The 19,503-nt window shown below is 57.1% G+C and carries 11 protein-coding genes; 4 read left to right on the forward strand and 7 right to left on the reverse strand.

Annotated features, from left to right (window positions below; translation table 11 throughout):
* The first annotated feature begins 436 nt into the window (after positions 1 to 436).
* Positions 437 to 739 (forward strand): hypothetical protein, encoded by a 303-nt coding sequence (locus HU720_RS20210; protein ID WP_186522199.1) that lies wholly within the window; start codon positions 437 to 439, stop codon positions 737 to 739.
* A gap of 412 nt (positions 740 to 1,151) precedes the next feature.
* On the opposite strand, the gene HU720_RS20215 is transcribed toward HU720_RS20210, so the two are convergent.
* From HU720_RS20215 to HU720_RS20225, 3 genes are read right to left on the reverse strand one after another with little or no spacing between them, the layout of a single operon-like run.
* Positions 1,152 to 3,221, reverse strand: a complete 2,070-nt coding sequence (locus tag HU720_RS20215; protein WP_186522201.1) for a 3'-5' exonuclease — start codon at positions 3,219 to 3,221, stop codon at positions 1,152 to 1,154.
* Positions 3,222 to 3,268: 47 nt separating this feature from the next.
* Complete coding sequence (locus tag HU720_RS20220; protein WP_238337743.1) at positions 3,269 to 6,055, reverse strand: DNA methyltransferase; 2,787 nt, start codon at positions 6,053 to 6,055, stop codon at positions 3,269 to 3,271.
* The gene (locus HU720_RS20225; RefSeq protein WP_186522205.1) at positions 6,052 to 9,147 is read right to left on the reverse strand and encodes a DEAD/DEAH box helicase family protein; all 3,096 of its coding nucleotides are present in this window, start codon (positions 9,145 to 9,147) and stop codon (positions 6,052 to 6,054) included. The genes HU720_RS20220 and HU720_RS20225 overlap by 4 nt, the downstream gene beginning before the upstream one ends.
* Positions 9,148 to 10,817: 1,670 nt before the next feature.
* On the opposite strand from HU720_RS20225, the gene HU720_RS20230 reads away from it, so the two are divergent.
* Positions 10,818 to 12,449 carry a methyl-accepting chemotaxis protein gene (locus HU720_RS20230; protein WP_186522206.1) on the forward strand — a complete coding sequence of 544 codons (1,632 nt, stop codon included), beginning with the start codon at positions 10,818 to 10,820 and terminating at the stop codon, positions 12,447 to 12,449.
* A gap of 76 nt (positions 12,450 to 12,525) precedes the next feature.
* On the opposite strand, the gene HU720_RS20235 is transcribed toward HU720_RS20230, so the two are convergent.
* Positions 12,526 to 13,104 carry a plasmid pRiA4b ORF-3 family protein gene (locus tag HU720_RS20235; RefSeq protein ID WP_186522208.1) on the reverse strand — a complete coding sequence of 193 codons (579 nt, stop codon included), beginning with the start codon at positions 13,102 to 13,104 and terminating at the stop codon, positions 12,526 to 12,528.
* Positions 13,105 to 13,452: 348 nt separating this feature from the next.
* On the opposite strand from HU720_RS20235, the gene HU720_RS20240 reads away from it, so the two are divergent.
* Positions 13,453 to 13,791: a hypothetical protein gene (locus HU720_RS20240; RefSeq protein WP_186522209.1), complete on the forward strand. Its 339-nt coding sequence runs from the start codon at positions 13,453 to 13,455 to the stop codon at positions 13,789 to 13,791.
* A 149-nt stretch (positions 13,792 to 13,940) separates the two neighbouring features.
* Here the strand turns inward: HU720_RS20240 and HU720_RS20245 are convergent, their stop codons facing one another.
* The 3 genes from HU720_RS20245 to HU720_RS20255 form a co-directional block, all read right to left on the reverse strand.
* Complete coding sequence (locus HU720_RS20245) at positions 13,941 to 15,332, reverse strand: amino acid permease (protein WP_186522211.1); 1,392 nt, start codon at positions 15,330 to 15,332, stop codon at positions 13,941 to 13,943.
* A 349-nt stretch (positions 15,333 to 15,681) separates the two neighbouring features.
* Positions 15,682 to 17,025 carry an MFS transporter gene (locus tag HU720_RS20250; RefSeq protein ID WP_186522213.1) on the reverse strand — a complete coding sequence of 448 codons (1,344 nt, stop codon included), beginning with the start codon at positions 17,023 to 17,025 and terminating at the stop codon, positions 15,682 to 15,684.
* A gap of 325 nt (positions 17,026 to 17,350) precedes the next feature.
* Positions 17,351 to 18,295, reverse strand: a complete 945-nt coding sequence (locus HU720_RS20255) for a 2-hydroxyacid dehydrogenase (RefSeq protein ID WP_186522222.1) — start codon at positions 18,293 to 18,295, stop codon at positions 17,351 to 17,353.
* A 99-nt stretch (positions 18,296 to 18,394) separates the two neighbouring features.
* On the opposite strand from HU720_RS20255, the gene HU720_RS20260 reads away from it, so the two are divergent.
* Entirely contained in the window at positions 18,395 to 19,282 is an 888-nt protein-coding gene (locus tag HU720_RS20260) for a LysR substrate-binding domain-containing protein (protein WP_186522229.1), read from the forward strand.
* The last annotated feature ends 221 nt before the right edge of the window (positions 19,283 to 19,503 follow it).

Raw genomic sequence — 19,503 nt, forward strand, 5'->3', positions numbered from 1 at the left:
GAGCACCAGACAGGCTGCTTCGCGCTTGAACTCAGGGGTAAAGGTACGGCGTTGCTTGGTCATCAGACACCTCTTTGGGGCGAGCATTCTCGCCTAAATGAGTGTCCGGTTTCATTAGACCACTACAAGGTGGCGTGCCTATTCACGAGTTCAGTACGATGAGATCGTGTGGAGGCGAAGGCGAGGACGTGGACTCATAAGACATACCCGTTAGTCAGCCAAGTGCAGCCTTCCCAGGCGTTGGGGCCCCGGTGCAGGCCTCGCTGCGACTGGCGACGCATCGCCGTTCTCACGTCGACGACGCACGTGCGGGTAAGCAGTCGAGGCCAACGAAAAGCTTCCCTTACGATAAAACAGCTAGCAAGGTCCAAAATCACGAGATGCCTCGTCTATCTCAGTGTAAAATCTCGCCTGAATCTCGACTGCTGATACATCAATGAAATTATTAAATACTTACGACGATCGCGATGAAGCTGAAGCTGCTGCCGAAAAAATCACAGGCGAGAAGCGTTTGGCAAGTGAGCGCGATGCGACCGTTGTCATCTACAACCTTTTCGGCGTACCTTCCTGGGGAAATTTTCATCGCTTGGGCATGTACAATTTGCCTGAGCTTAAAGCTTTATTGGGCCATAGAGCCACATGGCAGCCAAGTCATCATGCACGCCATGCAGAAATTCTTGCCACGCTAAGCATTGTGGCGAAGAATTTTCGGATCGAGATCCCGAGCCATTGGCTCTGATCGATTAAGCCCCGCTTACAAAAGCCCTAGGCTAGGGAACGCTACATCAACCATTGCGCTAGGGAATGACCACAGCCTACAACCTACCGACTCAATTCAACCAAATCTAACCGGAACGTAGCCATCTCGAAGCAAGCTGAACGAAAGCAAAGCTCTTCGCTGCTCTTCAGCACAACTAATTAACCAAGCAAGCGTATTCGTTCTTTGTTAGCCCGCTTGATCTTCAGCCAACAAGACTCGTTCAGCCTCACCGCGAAAGGGAGCACTCTAATGCTTAACAATGCTCCCACTCCCCTGCTGACAGAAGTTTGAGTTTTGGTACTGCAGGCTTTAGACCGACCTCATTCAAGCACGACCTGAGTACCCTGTAAAAAGTGGTCAGGAGTTTTTTATAATAATGGTCAAAAATGGGCTATCGAGATATGCTTAGATCATCCAAGAACTCGGAAGCTGGTTCCACACCTGTGACAACAAGATCATCACGTGCGCGCGTACATGCGACATACAGGAGCTGACGTTCAGTGTCATACACCTCTTGTAAATCAGCATCATCGCCTACTGTTTCTATTCTTTCCTGTAAAGGAATCACGTCGTCATCACAAGCCATAATAACAACTGCCCGAAACTCCAGGCCTTTTGCTAGATGCATGGTGCCGATAGACACGAAGCCGCTCTCTGTGTCCACATGCTCATCTAGTACCTTAAATAGTAATCCGGCCGCTTCCACGGCTTGGGATGCGCGCTCCACCTGAGCTGCTGAACGAACAAATACTCCAAACTCGTGAGGTAAAAAGCCGGCTTGAGTACGAGCGCTTATCCAATTGGAAACGCTCTTAACCTCATCGCTTATCGTCTTCAGTACTTGAACAGTTGGCTGCGGGCCATTGAAAACCGAAACAGTCTCGCTCCTATTTTCGGTGATTCCGTCTACATCCGCCAATGAAGGACCCAACAAACGGTCTGCCTGTAGTCGAATTTGGTGCGAGGTGCGGTAATTGATGCGCAGGGTTCGCGAACGCCCCCGCACATCAACACCCAACGATTTCCACGAGAAAGGCTGCTGGAAGATGCGTTGCCCCAAATCGCCAGCAAAAAACAATGCATCAGGACGACTGCCACCAATTGCGGCGAGAAATCTAAGGTGTCCAACGCCAATATCCTGCGCTTCATCAACGATGGCGTGATCAAAGATGACCTTGCCACTCTCAGCAACCTTCGCGGCCAAAATCGTAAAGAGTTCCGACATCGTTACTAGGTTTAGTGCCTTTAGCTCGATCTGAACTTGCTCAAAGATGCTCCACAACACCTTGCGCTGCGCCTCAGGGAGGCGAGTCTTGCGACCAAGGCGCTCGACATCACGATAAGCTTCCCATCCCTTCAGTTGCCAGGAATCGACCACCTGCTCCCATTCGGTAAGCAAGAAGTGCAGGCTGAATTTATGACCGGCAGCAACCTGGCTGGCTGCATCGAGCAGGGAGCGGATCTGTTCGCGACTCGCAACGGAAGCCGCACCGATACGAGACTTATAAAGCCGCAGAGCTATCGTCTCAAGCGAGTAAACGTCGATGCGCTCAGCCAAGCGGGGCTCATTGCTTAGCAACCATTTCAATTTTACCTGCAGTGCGTTCGCAAGCGTGTCGGAGAAGGTAGTCAGTAATACGCGTGCTTCGGGATTTTCCCGCACCAAGAACGCTGCACGATGCAAAGCCACTACTGTCTTACCTGTTCCCGCAGACCCGGAAACCCGTGCTGGACCGGAATAATCGCGCTCGACAAGTTGTCGCTGCTCTGGGTGGAGGAATACTGTCCATTTTTCCCAAGGGCAGTCGAGTGCACGCTGTAGCTCCTCAACATCCGCCATCACACGGAAGCGGCGCAGCGCGTCCGGGTGATCGAAGGGGCTTTTCTGTTCCGTGAGGAAGTCCAGTACTCGCGGCTTGCCACCAGTAGCGAGCTCCAGCAATGCTTCAGCTGCCTCGGTAGGCAGGTGATCCGCCAAGGTCAAAAGAGAGTTTTCAGTAGCCTGCCTTACATCTGCCAACCACTCCAGGGGGACCCCGTAGCTCAGGAGCTCATCATCGGACGTTTCAGAAAACAAAAGCACAGCATCCGGTTTTTGTCGCACGTACACCGGAACCAAGACTTCTTGAACCGTCTCGCGGATTTCAACTAGCTGCGCAGCTCCCGTCTTGGGGTGTGTTTCAAGCTTTCTCCGTTCGGCCCAAGCGTATGCCTTGTCGTGATGATCAACGTAGCACAGCAACAAGCTCGAGTTACTGCGATGGACGATGATACGAATGTCACTACTAACGCGCACAGACCAAAAACACTTGTCCTTCACCTTGTCGAGCTTGTGGAATCTCATGCCTGGATTGGAAGGGTTCAGTTGCAAATCGAAGGCCGTCGTTTTTACGGCCTTTTGCTCTTCACCCGCCAGGCGAGCCAAGCTATCAGTAAAAGTGTCCGCGATCAGGAAATCCATACCCACTCCACTAGTCTCCTTAAGGCCAGCCCGTGGCCATGAAATGCTCAGCTAACCTTAAATACCTTCATCACTTCATCGCCCAGGTGATTGATCACCTTAACGGCAATCCGGCCGGACTTCGGCTTGGGGAAAGGGCGTGAGATATCGCTGTTGAGCGAAGCCCAAGCTTCAGCGTCTATCTCGGCTTTTAGTGTGGTCTTTAGTGAGTTGTACGGATTATTCGCACCGAGGAAATAGGCATGGCGAACGAAGAAGCTTTCTTCATTGTAATCGGTGTCGATGAACCAGCAGGCTATGCCGTCAGCACCGTCGCTGATGACCTCACCAGTTTGCGGTTTGAAGACATCCACACCAAGCACTTTAACGTGTATTTGGTCGTTATCCTGGGGGATAAGCTCAATATCCGGCTCGCCGAAAATCACGAAAAGGTTGCCCTTCCCCGTATTCTTCAGATCCTCGGCCATGTGCAGGTCTGCGTTCATGCGAGCCTTAAGCACAGGCAATTTTCCGAGTTTGGCAAACTCAGTGGTATGCGCCTCAAAGTTAAAAGCACAGGCAATAAGAACATCGAAATCGGCGTCAGCAGCTTCACGTGCAGCGGCCACCAAATCCGCACGCTGCACGGTTCCGAATTCTGGGCCGATGAAGATGGCTGCGCGCTTCTCTGACTCACCTTCCAGGTAACGCCCTTCGGCGCACACCAAATCCCCCGGCCAGGGCGTGAGGGTCGTGAAGCTGATGCGGTCTTCCTTATGCGCCTGCTGTACACCAGCCTTTTTCAGATTCGTCAGAATTAGCTGCGGGAACGATTGCTTCGCTGCATAGTCAGCCCCCGGCTCAAGAAGGGAATCGATCAGCTCGTCGTCTTCATCCACACCTAGCGTGCGATGAGGAGAAAGACTTTCCACCGTAAAGGGACCGGCTACTCGCACGGCCTTCTTATTTTCGTAGGGTTTGTCGTAGAGGTACTCGAACGCAGCCTTGGCGGCAATTGATGCATCGATTTCCTTTTGCCGCGCGATGCGTGCCTGCCACCATTCAGCATGCAGCTTCTTGGCCTGCTCCAACCACTCCTCGCCCACTTCGCGCGGAATCTCCCATTCTTGCCAGGACTTCTTCAATAACCCGTTTAGTTGCTCGCGCAGCGGTTCCAACGCTTGCTGCCACTGCGCCCAGATGACATCAATTTCCGCATTATCAGCTATCGCCTTGAGCTTGATTCGCGGCACGCGCTCATATACGAATCCGTGACGGATGTTACCTTGGGTAGGCTGCGAACTTGAGGCGGTGCGCGTGACCTCGGCCTCCTTCAGTTGACCTTCGCGGGAATCGGCCAGCAGGTAGAAGGGATAACGAGCTCCCATAATGCGGGCGCGAGCCAAGGCAAGCGCGACACGGGAGGTATCCATCGTGATCCATCGACGGCCCCATTGCTCTGCGACTGTGGCTGTAGAGCCAGAACCGCAGGTTGGGTCAAGAACGAGGTCTCCTGGATCAGTAGTCATGAGAATGCAGCGTTCGATTGCTGCTGTAGCAGTTTGGACTACGTAGGTTGGATACTTCTCGCCGTGGATATCTCCCCAAATATTTGCTTTCGCGACTTGATTCCAATCTTCCCAGAAGACCACTCCACCAAGCGAAGCTCCACCTCCGTCAAACAGCCTATTGGCCTTCTCAATCCGCTTCAGTCCGTCATCGAGTCCAAATCGCCACTGCTTATTAACGCCGCATTTTTTCATTTTGCCGCGAAATGGGAAGTCGTCACTTCGCTTTTCACTCGGATGCTGGCTCACAATGGGATAATTAACTCGCGCCCATTTCCCACCACGATCTATGAGCGCCGCAATCTCTTCACGCCCTAGTTTAGATACATTGTGAAAAACCGTATCAGGAGTGACTACGGTATTAAACTTCGACTCACCATCCGGTGAGGTTCTAGCCTCGTAAAGATCTCGGACCTTTATCAAATCTCTGTTTCGGCAGTACCAAATCAGATAATCGAAGACCGTTTCGGTGGAAAACGTAGCACTCTTCTTCTTGAAAACGATTGTGTTTACGAAATTTGGTTCACCGAATACTTCATCCATCAAAGCACGGACGCGATGTACATTCTCGTCACTAATCTGAACAAAAATAGAACCTGAATCTGTGAGCAAGTCCCGCATCACAGTCAGCCGATCTCTCAGGTAGGTGAGATAGGAGTGGATACCGTCGCGCCACGTATCGCGAAAAGCCTTGACCTGTTCGGGTTCGCGGGTGATGTGATCAGCCTTACCATCCTTGACATCGCGGCTAGTAGTTGACCACTGGAAGTTGCTGTTAAATTTGATGCCGTAGGGTGGGTCGAAATAGATGCACTGCACTTTTCCGCGCAGGCCCTCGCGCTCGGCGAGACTGGCCATGACCTGCAGGCTATCCCCCAAAATCATGCGGTTAGTCCAGTTCTGGTCATGCTGATAGAACTCGGTCTTGTCCGCCCCCTTGGGAATGCCATTGAAATCGGAAAACAGGTCAGCAGTAGCTTGCCCTGCGTAGTGCTCACGCTCCCGTGTCTCGCGCAACAGTTCGTCAATCAGCGCCTTGGGGTGTACCTTTTCCTGAATGTAGAGCGGTGGGGCGTTGACTACGAGATCGCTCCAGTCCTGCTCATCTTTGCTTCGCCAAACGAGCTGTGGGTCTAGATCAGTGTTGCGTGGGTAGCGAATCTGCTTGGGCGTTGCTGGCTCCTGCACAAACGACTGTTGCTCGGCGGAAGGGATGTTCTTGCGCTTGGCGTCGTCGTGCTTGAGGGTCTCGATGGTCTTGAGGTCAGGTTGCTTGGCCATGGTCATGCTTTCTCGCTGTCGGCCTGCGCAGTGGCGGACTCGATCATTTCGTTGAATTCGTGTTCGATTTTTTCAGCAAAGTCGTGCTGCATCTGGAATACATCGGTGAGCTCAGCAAAAGCCCAGCGTCCGTAACTGCCGAGATGATTCACGCCGGGCACCCAATAGGTATCCATGGTGGACTTTTTTTCCACCGCGTCTTCGCCGCGATAACCCTTGATCTCGACAATTAGATTGAGCAGATCCTCAGGACCATGACCATCGTCGACACGTACGATGAAGTCCGGCAGGTATATGCGCATCTCCGATCCGTAACGGTACGGCACTTCCAAGCCAAGACCGTGGTTCTTTACGTAGGCCCGAACCTGCGGGTGACGCTCAGCGACGCGACAGAACTCAGCCTCCCAGTCGCTATCGAGGACAACCCAGTTGACGGGGCTGTGCTGAGAGCTAGTTTCCCAACGGCTGGTCTTGGAGGTATTAAAGCGCACATTTCCAGTTGATCCACTGGGGTTGTACGGATCAAGCAGCGCCTTGATGGGGCGCTCACCGAGAAAATGCCGAGTAATGGCCGCGGTAATCTTGTTGCAGGCCATATCGGCCAGTTCCTGATACATCAGTAGGGCTGGGTAAGTATCGCCTTTGCAGACGAGGCAGGTATCCAGCCATTCTTTGGTGATGCGCTTGAGCTGGCCGAATAAGTGGAGTTTGGGTGCTTCGCCGGGGTCTCGCCACTTGGTGTAAAGCAAGTGCTGTGTAACGTTGAAAACCAAGCTGGACGGGCGCATATCTCCAAGATGCTGAAGTGTCATGTCTGCCGACTCGCCGATGATGCCGGCATTTTGCGTTTGCGATGGGCCTACCAACGCGGGAGTAAGCACGAGCTTGGACTCATCGTTAAAATCAGCAACTAGTCGTTCTTCGGGCAGCTCGACTCTATAGCCTTCGACACGTGGAAAGATAATCTCCAGGGCATCGCGCTCGGGTCGAATCGCTTTGACCTGGACGGTTTCGCGCGGTGTGGAGGGCGTTGCAATGACGGGTTTGGCTGTGAAGTCGAAGGGGATGCCGAACACATCGGCATATTCGACGTTGAACAAGCCCTCGTCGTTTAGCTCGTAGGATTGACGACGCAGGGCGCGGCCAATGACTTGCTCGCACAGAAGCTGGGTGCCAAAGGCGCGGATGCCGAGAACGTGGGTAACAGTATTGGCATCCCAACCCTCTGTGAGCATCGATACCGACACAACGCAGCGGATTGAACCTCCGAGCTGCCCTGCCTTGCCGACCGTGTTCATGACCTCACGCAGGAGCTCCTGATCCGTGACATTGTCAGCCGCACGTGCATCCCCGCTGCGCTCGATGATCTCGCGGCGGAAACGCTCGATTTCATCGGCGGCCATACTGCGAAAGTTATCGTCAAGCGCATCACCGGCTTCGAGCTGTTCACTATCAATAAGCAGAGTATTCGGGCGCGACAGCGGATTACCGTGTTCATCGAAGTTACGGAACAGAGGTAAACGGCCGTTTTCTGGTGTGGCGGTACCATCTTCGTTTTTGCGATTGAAGCCAGAAATGTAGTCGTAGACCAGCTTGGAGATCGCGGTATTTTGGCAAACCACGATGAAGCAGGGGGGGACGCTGATCCCTGCATCCTGCCACTTTGCATAGGTCTTCTCGTAATGTCCGTAAAGGGCCTGCAGGGCTGTCTGCAGCCGTGTCGGTAGTTTGAGCGGATCGAGATCCTGCTTGGAGCCACGCCCTTTCTTGGGCATGTCCTTACGGATATTTTCCCACAGGTTGCGGAACATCGGCATCTCATCGCCAGTGATGTTTTCTGCAACAGGAACGCGCGGCAGCTTGACGATTCCGCACTCGATGGCGTCCATCAGAGAAAAGTCGCTCACCGTCCACGGGAACAAGGTACCCTCGACATAGCCAGAGCCGGCCAGGAAGAATGGCGTGGCCGACAGGTCTATGACGCGATTGACCCCCAGCTTGCGATTGACCGCCTCCAGCCCAGAAATCCAGAGGCGGGCTGCTTCGTTCTCGTCCTTGGCATACGCCTTGGCTTCTTTCAGGACTTCCCCCGTAAGCGGGTTGCCCTTGTCATCAATGTAATCATCATCCGACGCAGGCTTTTCGCGGTAGCAGTGGTGCGCTTCGTCGTTGATGACCATGATGTTCTTCATGCCCATCAAATCCGACATAACGCGCTGAATCATCTGCCCTTCAGTTTCAAGCGTTTGGAGCTCATTACCAGTTCGCCCCTTGAGCAACTGCCTGCCACCCTTTGAAATCTCAATGCGTTCGCGCAGCTTGAAGGTGTGATAGTTGGTAATAACGATCTTGGCTCGGGCAATGTCATCAAGCATGTCACTTGGAACAAGCTCACGTTCCTTGTAGTAACTATCCGGATCGTTGGGCTGCAGCACACGCAGGCGATCTTTGATGGTGAGACCTGGGGCACAGAGCAGAAATCCGCGCGTGAAGCCCTTGCTTGCAGGATTGCGCACCGCGTTAACGGTTTGCCAGGCAATGATCATCGCCATAACTGTCGTCTTCCCGGCCCCCGTAGCGAGCTTTAGCGCCAGGCGCATCAGTTCGGGGTTAGCGTCCTTGTTGGCAGCCGCAAGATGCTCCAGCAGTTCTTTCCCATATCTAGATAAGGGAGCGACCTCGGAAAGCCAAATCGCCGTTTCAACCGCTTCGACTTGGCAAAAGAACGGGCGCACACCATGAAAGTCGTGATGCCGCCAATGCTGGAGCAAGCGTGCCGTTTCGGGGGTGACCTGCCATTGGCTTGCTGGCAGCGCACGCCACGTGTCTACATGACTACGAACCTTATTGATGATCGAGGTGGGGTCGTACTGCTGCTTGCCAGTAGAAAGTCCCTTGCCTTCGTCAAAGAGGAAGCCTACCTGTTTCGGGGTCGCTTTCTGCTTCTTGGGCTTTGGAATCGGTGTGATGAACTGCGCTTTTCGCCGATCCTCAACAACCTTCTGAGTCGGTTGACCTGTCTCGTCTAGCTCCCAATGGCGGGCAGGCCGCTGATACGGTGAATTCAGGATCGGGCGATCGAAAAACGGATTCGACATAAATAAAACCTGCGCTCCTTGGTCTTGTCGTGCAGCTGAGCAACGTGCTGTTTACGAGTTGCGTTTCAACCGTATCGGCCCATACCTGGGTAGAGCCTTGCGCGCCCATTACCTAAATGAGCGAAGGATAACTGTTTGTAATGCCTAATTGACAGCAGATTGACTACTGTCGTTGGGATTCGCGGCAGCCCGTGCCCTATGACATCGAACGCATAGTGACGAAAAAGCCAAAGCCACCAATGGTAGGAACACATCAAGGCCGGTGTTGGCTGCCAAGCCCACCGAGCGGACTGTTGATATCCGCTCCCGTCTGAGCTTTTAGACGCGATCGTCTGTTAGCGCTTTCTACCATCCTCGACAGAGACGCCTCTGTTGGCCCGTTCACAGGTATTGAGCACCATCTGGCCTCAAGCGAAGCTGCTGAGGGTCGTTGTCGAGATACTTCACCCTTTTGTGGACATGGTGCTGAAACGAGCGATCACTCTATTGGATGCGACCGATGCCATACTCGTCTCCGTATTTTTCCCATCGAGCTACTAAGGGTCCAACACCACGAAACGATGTGGCACATTCAGATGCCCGCAACAATCCTGCCATCCGGGCTGGCTCTGGGACGGAGCATCCAATATCAGCGTCGAGCAGGATGCTGGCCGACACAGCGAAGGTAAAGGCCAAGGGCGTCAAGAAGGCCATCAAAACAGCTGTGCCGAGGTAGGACTTCCTCCAGATGAGGAAATGACAACGCCTCACTCGATTAAAAAACTCAGTCATCAGATCACTGCATCGACATCCCCACCATGAAGATTCAAACCATGTCATTGCAGTGCCTCCCACCGCCCCCCAAAGCTGCTTCATTGCACCATGCAATGAAGATCGCAACTGAGATGGTGCTATTGCTCCTGGCGCCAGTACTACCGCTGCAGGTGGTCAGGCTGGCGTAGTAGCTGTTGCCGTTGCTGCTCCATCGCCCCAGTTCAACGCGTAACGTCAAAGCACGACTCTGCGAAGCCACTTCCAATCAGCTTCAGAGTACTGACATCAGATTTTCCAACGCGGAATTCCAAAAGGTATTCCATAGAAAACTCTAAAAAAAATATCTTTTACTTTCAATTAAGTAAGCACTCTATTCAGATGACCCCGGCACGTAAAACGAAGACGGCGTCTTCAAACGTCTCATCTCGCCCCCAAAAGAAACCCCGTTATGCCGTCTTGGGCAGCCGATATGCGGATGATCAACGGCACTTGTCCCTTGATCTCTCGCTGAGTCTCTTGGTACTGCGTCTATAGATCCCACCGATCCGGTCACAGCCCACATACGCATGCACTCGTTCGCAAAACCTACCCAAGCAAGGCCGCCCGTCCGCCGTTCACATCTCCACCATTCTTCGCCATAACCCCCGGAAGCAACCACGCGCGCCTAGACAACCCCCAGCTGAATCCCTGCGTCGACCCCATCCTCAAGCAGAAGCCCCGCCCCCCCTGTTTCGACCCACTCCATACAAGCCCTCAACGCCCCCGCCTCCCTCCTGAAAAAAGATCAAACCTGTACAAAGAACTTTTCCTGTACACCCACACTCATACGGATTGATATCAAAACGTCACTACGCACCACCCTCCCCCAAGAGAGTCCACCGTAGCGTCCAGCCAGGCCCTGAAGAGTAGCCCCCACCATGTTCTCCACCCTCACCATCTCCAAAAAGCTCTACACCGGTTTCGGCCTTGTCCTACTCATCATCGCCGTCCTTGTCCTCTGCGCCCTACGAGGCTTCGACCAGGTCAGCACCAGCGTCAAACGCAACATCCACAGCTACGAAGTCCTAAACCGTTCAACCAGCATCCTCAACAGCCTGGTAGACATAGAAACCGCCATGCGCGGTTTCGCCCTAACCGGCCAGGACAGCTTTCTAGAGCCCATGGTCAAAGGCGAGGAAGTCTTCGCCGACTCCCTCAATCGAGTGAAAAAAGCCACCGCAGACAATCCGCAGCAGCAAGCCCGGCTGGATCGCCTGCAACAGGTCTACCAACAGTGGCTGCAGCAAGACATGCAAACCAGCATCAACTTGCGCCGTGAGGTCAATGCCGACCGGGCGCCGCTGACAGCCCTGATCACCCAAATCAGCTCCGGGCAGGCCAAAGCCAAGATGGATGCGATGCGAGTGGTCATCAGCGAATTCCAAGAGGCCGAAAAAGCGCTGCAGGACGAGCGCACCCTTCTGATGAATCAATCCAAATCCACGGCATTTACCATCCTCATCGGGGGTGGGTTGGCCGCGGCGGTTTTGGCAGTGCTGATCGCCTCGTTCCTCGCCAGCACCATCAATGGCCGCCTGGCTGAGGCTGTCACGCTCGCGCGCAATATTGCTGATGGGCGCCTGGACAATAAAATCGAGCCCAAAGGCAATGACGAGGTCAGCACGCTGCAACATGCCTTCGTCGCCATGCAAGGCCGCCTGCGCAGCATGATTCGCGAGATCAGGTTCAGTGCCGAGCAGTTGGTGGGGGCTGCGGACAGTATTTCGACGGCATCGCTGCAACTCTCGGCGTCCGCTCAAGAACAATCCCACTCGGCGTCGTCCATGGCGGCCACGGTGGAAGAGCTGACGGTGAGTATCAATCATGTTTCGGACAATGCTGTCGAAGCCCATGCGCAGTCCACTGAGTCTGGGCGCCAGTCCAGTGAAGGGGGCAGTGTGATTCAGGAGACGCTTGAACGCATGAACCTGATTGCGGACACCGTAGAGGCGTCCGCCAGCCAGATCAGCGACCTCGACAGCCATGCTGAGCAGATCAGCAGTATCGTCAGCGTCATTAAAAGCATTGCCGAGCAAACCAACCTGCTTGCCCTGAACGCCGCCATCGAGGCCGCTCGCGCAGGTGAACAGGGCCGTGGGTTTGCGGTTGTGGCCGACGAAGTTCGCTTGCTCGCACAACGTACGGGCAACTCGACCCAGGAAATCACGGAGATGGTCAAGCGCATCCAGACCGGTACGCGTGATGCTGTGGGGCAGATGGAGGTTGGCGTGCACCAGGTGAAAGGCGGCGTGGAACTTGCGCAACGTGCGGGGGATGCGATCGTCAATATTCGTCAGTCTTCGGGTGACGTGGTGCGGATGGTGGATCAGATTTCCCTGGCGCTGCGCGAACAGACGGCCGCAAGCCAGGATGTGGCGCGCAATGTGGAGCGGATTGCACAGATGTCCCAGCAAAACAGCCAGGCCGTGGAGCAGACGACTGAAACGGCGACCACCTTGCAGCAGCTCGCGCAGGGGCTGCATAAGCAGGTGAATGTCTTTCAGCTTTGAGTTAAGTGGTTCTGATCGGCAGAAACGTGCGCTGAAACGTCAATGATCGTGACCCTAACCCGATCAAGGTCTCAACTCAGACCTTGATCCGCTTGAACCACTGGTTCACACGCTCGCAGTCGAAGGCTTTCGGGTCGAATGCCTCCCCATGCCATTCCATCATGGCGTCGTGCTCGGGATGCTCGGGGTTGGCCATCGCCTCCAGGAACTCTTCGTAACCTGCCGCTCCACCTACGTCCTCCGGTGGGCATGCGTTGGCGCCGTCGATGCAGTATGGCAGTTGAGGGCAAGCAACTGCCGGGAGCGCTTTCTCGACCTTGATGCTGTGGTGCCAGCTGTCGCCGAAGTCGTAGACATAGTTAAACGTCTTCTTACCCTGCAGTGCCTTGATCAGCGTCTTGCGAGCTTCCGGATTCACGGGCGGCCCCCACCCGCCGGGTGCGGGGGTGCCATATTTTTCGCCGGCAATTTCAAACTCATGCAGATGACTATCGCTCCAGCCCATTACGGCCTGGATCACGTGATGCAGCTTGCCCAAAGTAATCTTTTCAGGGACCGCAAAACGGCGCCAGATTGTCGGTGTGATCCACTTAAGCTCGATGTGCAGCAGCAACAATTCAGGTGCAGGTTTGAGTGGGCTGACGGTTTTAACCATGGCTCAGGCTGTCTCGCAGTGTTCAATGGGTTGGCGGATGTTCCAAGGCTGGAACTGCGTCAGAACTGTGCAGGCCGCAGCTTGGAGATCGTTCGGCTGGAAGCCGGTCACAAGAGTGCAGACCGGATGCTACCGATTTTTTGCAGCGTGGTCAGTCAGACCGCATGAATAGGTACTGTGCGACTGTGCCTGCGCCAATCAACACCCTCCAGCAAGAGTGGCGACTGGGCACTACCAAGCAGGTTACGCTGCTAACCAACCCAACCTGGCTCATGAACCAGGTTGGCTGTGCATTTTTTACTCAAGACAGGGATCACCATGAGTACTGCGACCTTTCAGGAAAAAGTCATGACGTCCATCGACGTTATATGCGAGGCACGTAAACGCAAGGAGGCTAGAAGCACGCGCAATGCCCACGTCGACGGCCTAGCCGAAACCCGTAACGATCAAAATGCACCTACCGTCAGTTCCGAAGCGCGGAAGTTGCATGATTTCGTCAAAGGCAAAACCATCGGCAACCCCCATGTAAAGCCGCCAACGCTAGAAGAAATTCATGGCTTTATTTCAGAAGCCACCAAGGATTACCAATCGCCGCCCAAGGACATCGACGCAGCAATTGATAACGCCAAGGGAAAAGGCGCCGCACTTTCAGGCATCCTCCTCACCGCGTTGATGCTGGAGGACTGAGGCACCGCATTCCGCTACCTGCTATAGCTCAACTTGGCCGTAACCTCCTGGCCGGGCTGGGTGATCTCCCACGCCAAGCCATAAGCCCGAATGATTAGCCGCAACACAAAGGGCGCCCGCAGGCGCCCTCCTCGCTCATACCCCCCCAATCACCCAACCGAACCTGCCGCCACTGCCCGCTTGTGCCCGCGGGTAGTCACGATGCCCAGGAACGAAATCAGGATCGCCAGGCTCAGCGTCGCGCTCACTTCGGCGCGGTGCTCTTCGGTGTACATCATCACGCCCAGCGCGCAGCTGATGAAGATGATCACGCCCCAGGTCAGGTACGGGAACAGCCACATGCGGAACTTGAGGTCGGCGTTCTCGCGCTCCAACCGCCCGCGCATGCGCAGTTGCGAAATGGCGATCACCAGGTACACCAGCAGCGCAATGGCGCCGGAGCTGGCCAGCAGGAACTCGAATACGCCCTTGGGTGCGAAGTAGTTCAGCACCGCGATGGCCGCGCCGATCAGGGTGCTGCCGAACACAGCGGCCCAAGGCACGCCGGCGCTGGAGGTCACTTTCAGCATGGCCGGCGCGTCGCCGCGCTTGGCCAGCGAGTACATCATGCGCGAGGCGATGTAGATGGACGAGTTCATGCAGCTGGTCACGGCCACCAGCACCACCAGGTCGACCATCAGCGCGGCGTTGGGGATGTTCATGATCTCCAGGGCGCGCTGGTACGAACCCACCACGGCCAGCTGTGGGTCGTTCCACGGCACCACCGAGATGATCACGAAGATCGACAGGATATAAAAAGTACTGATGCGCCAGATCACCGAGCGGGTGGCCTTGGCGATGTTGCGCGCCGGGTCCGAAGACTCCGAGGCCGCGATGGTGACAGCCTCGGTGCCGATGAAGCTGAACATCACGGTGATGAACGCGCCGATCACCGCCGACCAGCCTTTCGGGGCAAAGCCGCCGTGTTCGTTGATCAAGGTGCTCAGGCCGCTGACTTCGCGGTTGGGCAGCCAGCCCATCAGGGCGGCGAAGCCCAGGCTGATGAAGCCCAGAATGGCGGTGACTTTAAGGATGGCGAACCAGAACTCGAACTCGCCGTACTTGGCCACGCTGAACAGGTTGGTGCCGGCCAGCAGCAGCACCGAGGCCAGGGCGAAGATCCAGCTGTCGATCTGCGGGAACCAGGCGTTGAGCACATGCCCGGCCGCCAGGGCTTCGATGGGGATCACCAGTACCCAGAACCACCAGTACAACCAACCAATGGTGTAGCCGGCCCAGCGGCCGATGGCCTGGTCGGCGTAGGTGGAAAACGAGCCGGTGTCGGGGTGCGCCACGGCCATTTCGCCGAGCATGCGCATTACCAGCACAACCAAGGTGCCGGCAACGAAATAGGAAATTATGGTTGCGGGCCCGGCTGCCGCAATGGCGTGCCCGGAGCCTACGAAAAGTCCTGCACCGATAATGCCGGCAATCGACAGCATCGTTACATGACGTGGCTTGAAACCTTGTGCAAGGTTGCCATCAGTTCCCACGGTGTTCATTGATCTTGTTCTCTTTTTGCTGACACAAGGAAGGGACGGGCAGGCGTAGGCGAACAGTATCTCCTTGAAAACACTAAGAATGACACGTCGCTCACGCTCTGTTGTTGACCTTCTTCACGCTTTACAGAGCAACGCACCGGTGAATACGGGGTTTATTTAATCCGCGACCGGCCGGTCAAAATTGTTCGAGAGCGCCGTGAAGGTGCGCGATCACGACAGGGGTTGCCGGTTCGCGCCAGATGTCGTGATTGGCATGTCTGGAAACGACAAGTGCCATCAGCGTGCCTTGTGTTGATGCCAGGCGAAAAAAAGCCCCGGTTTCCCGGGGCTCTGTTGCCGAGGCGTCTGCCTACGCCTGCCCGGTACGCTCGAAGCGTCGGGCCAGCAACAGGTAAGCGAAGATCCCTAGCACGCCATGGGCGGCCACGAACCACAATGCGTTGTCGAACGAGCCGGTGCTGGCCACGACATAGCCAATTACCAGCGGGGTGACGATGCCGGCAACGTTGCCGATGCCATTGAACACGCCGCCGCACAGGCCGACCATTTTCTTCGGCGCCACATCCGACAGCACCGCCCAGCCCACCGCCGCCAGGCCCTTGCCGAAGAAGGCCAGGGTCATCAGGGCGATCACGGCGGCGTTGCCGTCGACGAAGTTGGCCAGCACCAGGCTGGTGGACAGCGCCATGCCGATCACGAACGGGGTTTTGCGGGCGGTGGACGGGTGCACGCCACGGCTGATCAGGCAATCGGAGATGAAGCCGCCGAGGATGCCGCCGGTGAAACCGCAGATGGCCGGCAGCGCGGCGACCCAGCCGGCTTCCATGATGGTCATGCCGCGGCCTTTGATCAGGTAGATCGGGAACCAGGTAATAAAGAAGTAGGTGAGCGCGGTGATGCAGTACTGGCCCAGGTACACCGCCCACAGGTTGCGGCTGGTGAACAGCTGCGCAATTTCGGCACGGGTGGGTTTGCTCTTGGCGGTTTTGCGCTCTTGCTCAAGGTCTACCAGGGCGCCGCCTTCGCGCATGTAGTCGAGCTCTTCGCGGCTGAGGCCGGGGGCGCTGTGCGGCTCGTGGTACAAGCGGAACCACACCACGCTCAGCGCCAGCCCCAGCACGCCCATCCAGATGAACACTTGCTCCCAGCTCAGGGTGTGGGTCATCCACGCCATCAGCGGGGCGAACACCACCACGGCCATGTATTGCGCCGAGTTGAACAGCGCCGAGGCGGTGCCGCGTTCGCGGGTGGGGAACCAGCAGCTGACGATGCGCGAGTTGGCCGGGAAGGCCGGCGACTCGACCAGCCCGAGCATGAAGCGCAGCGAGAACAGTGCCACCGCCGCCGACACCCCGGCCAGGCCCACCCAGCCGACGGTGCCCTGCAGCAGGGTGAACAGCGACCAGAGGATCAGGCTGATGCCATACACCCGGCGCGCGCCGAAGCGGTCGAGCAGCCAGCCGCCGGGCACCTGGCCCAGGGCATAGGCCCAGGCGAAGGCCGAGAAGATCATGCCCAGCATCACCGGGTCCAGGCCCAGGTCGCTGAGCACCTGGGTGCCGGTGATCGACAAGGTGGCGCGGTCGGCGTAGTTGATCACGGTGATGACGAAGATCAGCGCCAGGACCTTGAAGCGATGGCGGCCGATACTTGCCACTATCGGCGCGGCTGCGGCGGCGGATTTGCTGTTCATGTGGACCCTCTTGCTTCTCTTGGGAAGCGATTGTTTTTGTCGGACAGAAGGTGGGGCTTTGTGGTGTTGCTGATGGCCTCATCGCAGGCTTCGCCAGCTCCCACAGTGATCGCGTCGCTGCTGATTTTTGTGGGAGATCACCCAGCCCTCCGGGCTGCGCTGTCGCGCAGGGAACCGGGCAGCGTGGGAGCGGGCTTGCCCCGCGATACCGGCTTAGCCGGTGCCATCCATCGCGGGGCAAGCCAGCTCCCACTTTATCCATGCAAATCAGATAGTTAGCGTTTTTTCTATAAGAGCTGGCGAAGCCTCCCATGAGGCCTTGGAGCTAGGTCACCCGGTTCGGCGGCACCTCACCGGCAAAGCGCGCCTGAAGGTTGCGCAAGACGATGCGCCCCATCTCCAGCCGGGTCTGCAACGTGGCGCTGCCCCGGTGCGGCTGCAGGCTGACCTGGTCCAACGCGCACAAGGTCGGCGGCACATAGGGTTCGTCGACGAATACATCCAGCCCGGCGCCGGCAATGCGCTGTTCACGCAGGGCCTCGACCAGCGCCTGCTCATCCACCAACTTGCCGCGCGCGACGTTGATCAGGTAACCCTGGGGCCCCAGTGCATCGAGCACCTCGGCGGTCACCAGCACCTGCCCGCCATCAGCCGAGGCGGCCACCACCAGCACATCCACCGAGCGCGCCAGCGCCACCAGGTCGGCTTCAAAGCGGTAGCCGCTGTCAGGCTGTTCATGGCGGCCGTTGTAGGCGATGTCCATGTCGAAGGCTGCGGCGCGGCGGGCGATGGCTTTGCCGACCTGGCCCAGGCCGATGATGCCCAGCGCGGCCCCGCTCACCCGGCGGGCCAGCGGCAGGTTCAGCGTGCCCCATTGCCCGTCGCGCACCAGCCGCTCGCCCTCGCCGAGGCGGCGCAAGGTGCTGATGATCAGGCCCATGGCCAGGTCCGCGACATCGGCGGTGAGTACGCCGGGGGTGGTGGTGACATCAATGCCGCGAGCGGCGGCGTGGCGCAGGTCTACCGCGTCGGTGCCAATGCCGCTGATGGCGACAATCTGCAGCGCTGGCAACTGGTCCATCAGGGCGTTGGAAATACCCTTCGCGCCGCCGGTGACCACACCGCGAATACGCGGGCCCACGTCGGCCAGCAGTTGTTGCGGGTTGGCGTGCTGGTACAGGCGGTGCACCTGATAGGCGCTGGCAAGCTCGGCATCAATCGCCTCGGGCACAGGTTGGGTCAACAGCACGTCGATGGGGGAAGCGTTCATCGTTGGCATCCGGCAGTTCGAAGACATGAGTCGATGCTAGGCCGGCATTCGATACAGGTCTAATATAGATGACGCATCGAATAATCCAGGAATTGAATCATGGAATTGCACCAGTTGCGCTGTTTCGTGGCCGTTGCCGAAGAGCTGCACTTCGGCCGCGCCGCCGTGCGCCTGCACATGACCCAGCCGCCGCTGAGCCGGCAGATCCAGTTGCTTGAGCATTCGCTTGGGGTGTTGCTGCTTGAGCGCAACAACCGCCAGGCGCGGCTGACGCTGGCCGGGCAGGCGTTTCTGGAAGATGCCCGGCGCATCTTGCAGATCAGCGAAGCGGCCAGCCGTTCGGCGCGGCGCATCGCCCACGGAGAGGCCGGGCGGCTGACACTGGGCTTCACGGCGGTGGGCGCCTACAGCATGATCCCGCGCTTGCTGGTGCATGCCGGGCAGACCTTGCCCGATATCGAACTGGTGCTCAGCGAGCGCATTTCGGCCACCCAGGTGCATGACCTTGAAGCCGGGTTGATCGATGTGGGGTTGGTGCGCCAGGTGCTGCCGAGCGCGCGGGTGGAGTATTTGCCGATTCACCGCGAGCCGTTTGTCGCCGCCCTGCCCGCCGGGCATGGGTTGACCGCTCGCGAGCGGCTGCGGCCGGGGGATTTCGATGGCCAGCCGTTCGTGATGTACAGCGCCAACGAAGGGCGTTATTTCCATGACCGCATCGCCAATCTGTTCGCCCGCCATGAGGTGCAGCCGCACTATCTGCACCAGTTGGGGCAGACGCATTCGATTCTGGGGTTGGTGAATGTCGGGCTTGGCTGCGCGGTGGTGCCCGCTTCGGCGCAGGCGCTGCGGCTGGAGCAGGTGGTGTTCAAGCCGTTGTTGGGGATGGAGCAGCAGGCGGAGATTTTCCTGGCGTACTGCCGGGACAACCCCAACCCGGTGCTGGGGGCGTTCGTGGCCATGGCCCGGGCGTTTTTCGCGGCGGGTTGATGTGCCCATTGGGAGCGGGTGAACCCACGTCGGTTTTCTGCAATCCTGCACCGGCCTCATCGTAGGCTCCCACAAAGACAGCGCCGAGCACTGATATAGGTGCCCGGCGCAGATTCTGTGGTTTTGTGAAAGCCTGTTCCCGCCAGACATATCTCCTTGTGGCGAGCTCCCTTGTGGCGAGCGGGCTTGTCCCGCGTTGGGCTGCGCAGCAGCCCCTGGGG

The organism is Pseudomonas sp. SWRI51 (assembly GCF_014268825.1).
In the GTDB taxonomy this organism is placed as follows: Bacteria; Pseudomonadota; Gammaproteobacteria; order Pseudomonadales; family Pseudomonadaceae; genus Aquipseudomonas; species Aquipseudomonas farsensis.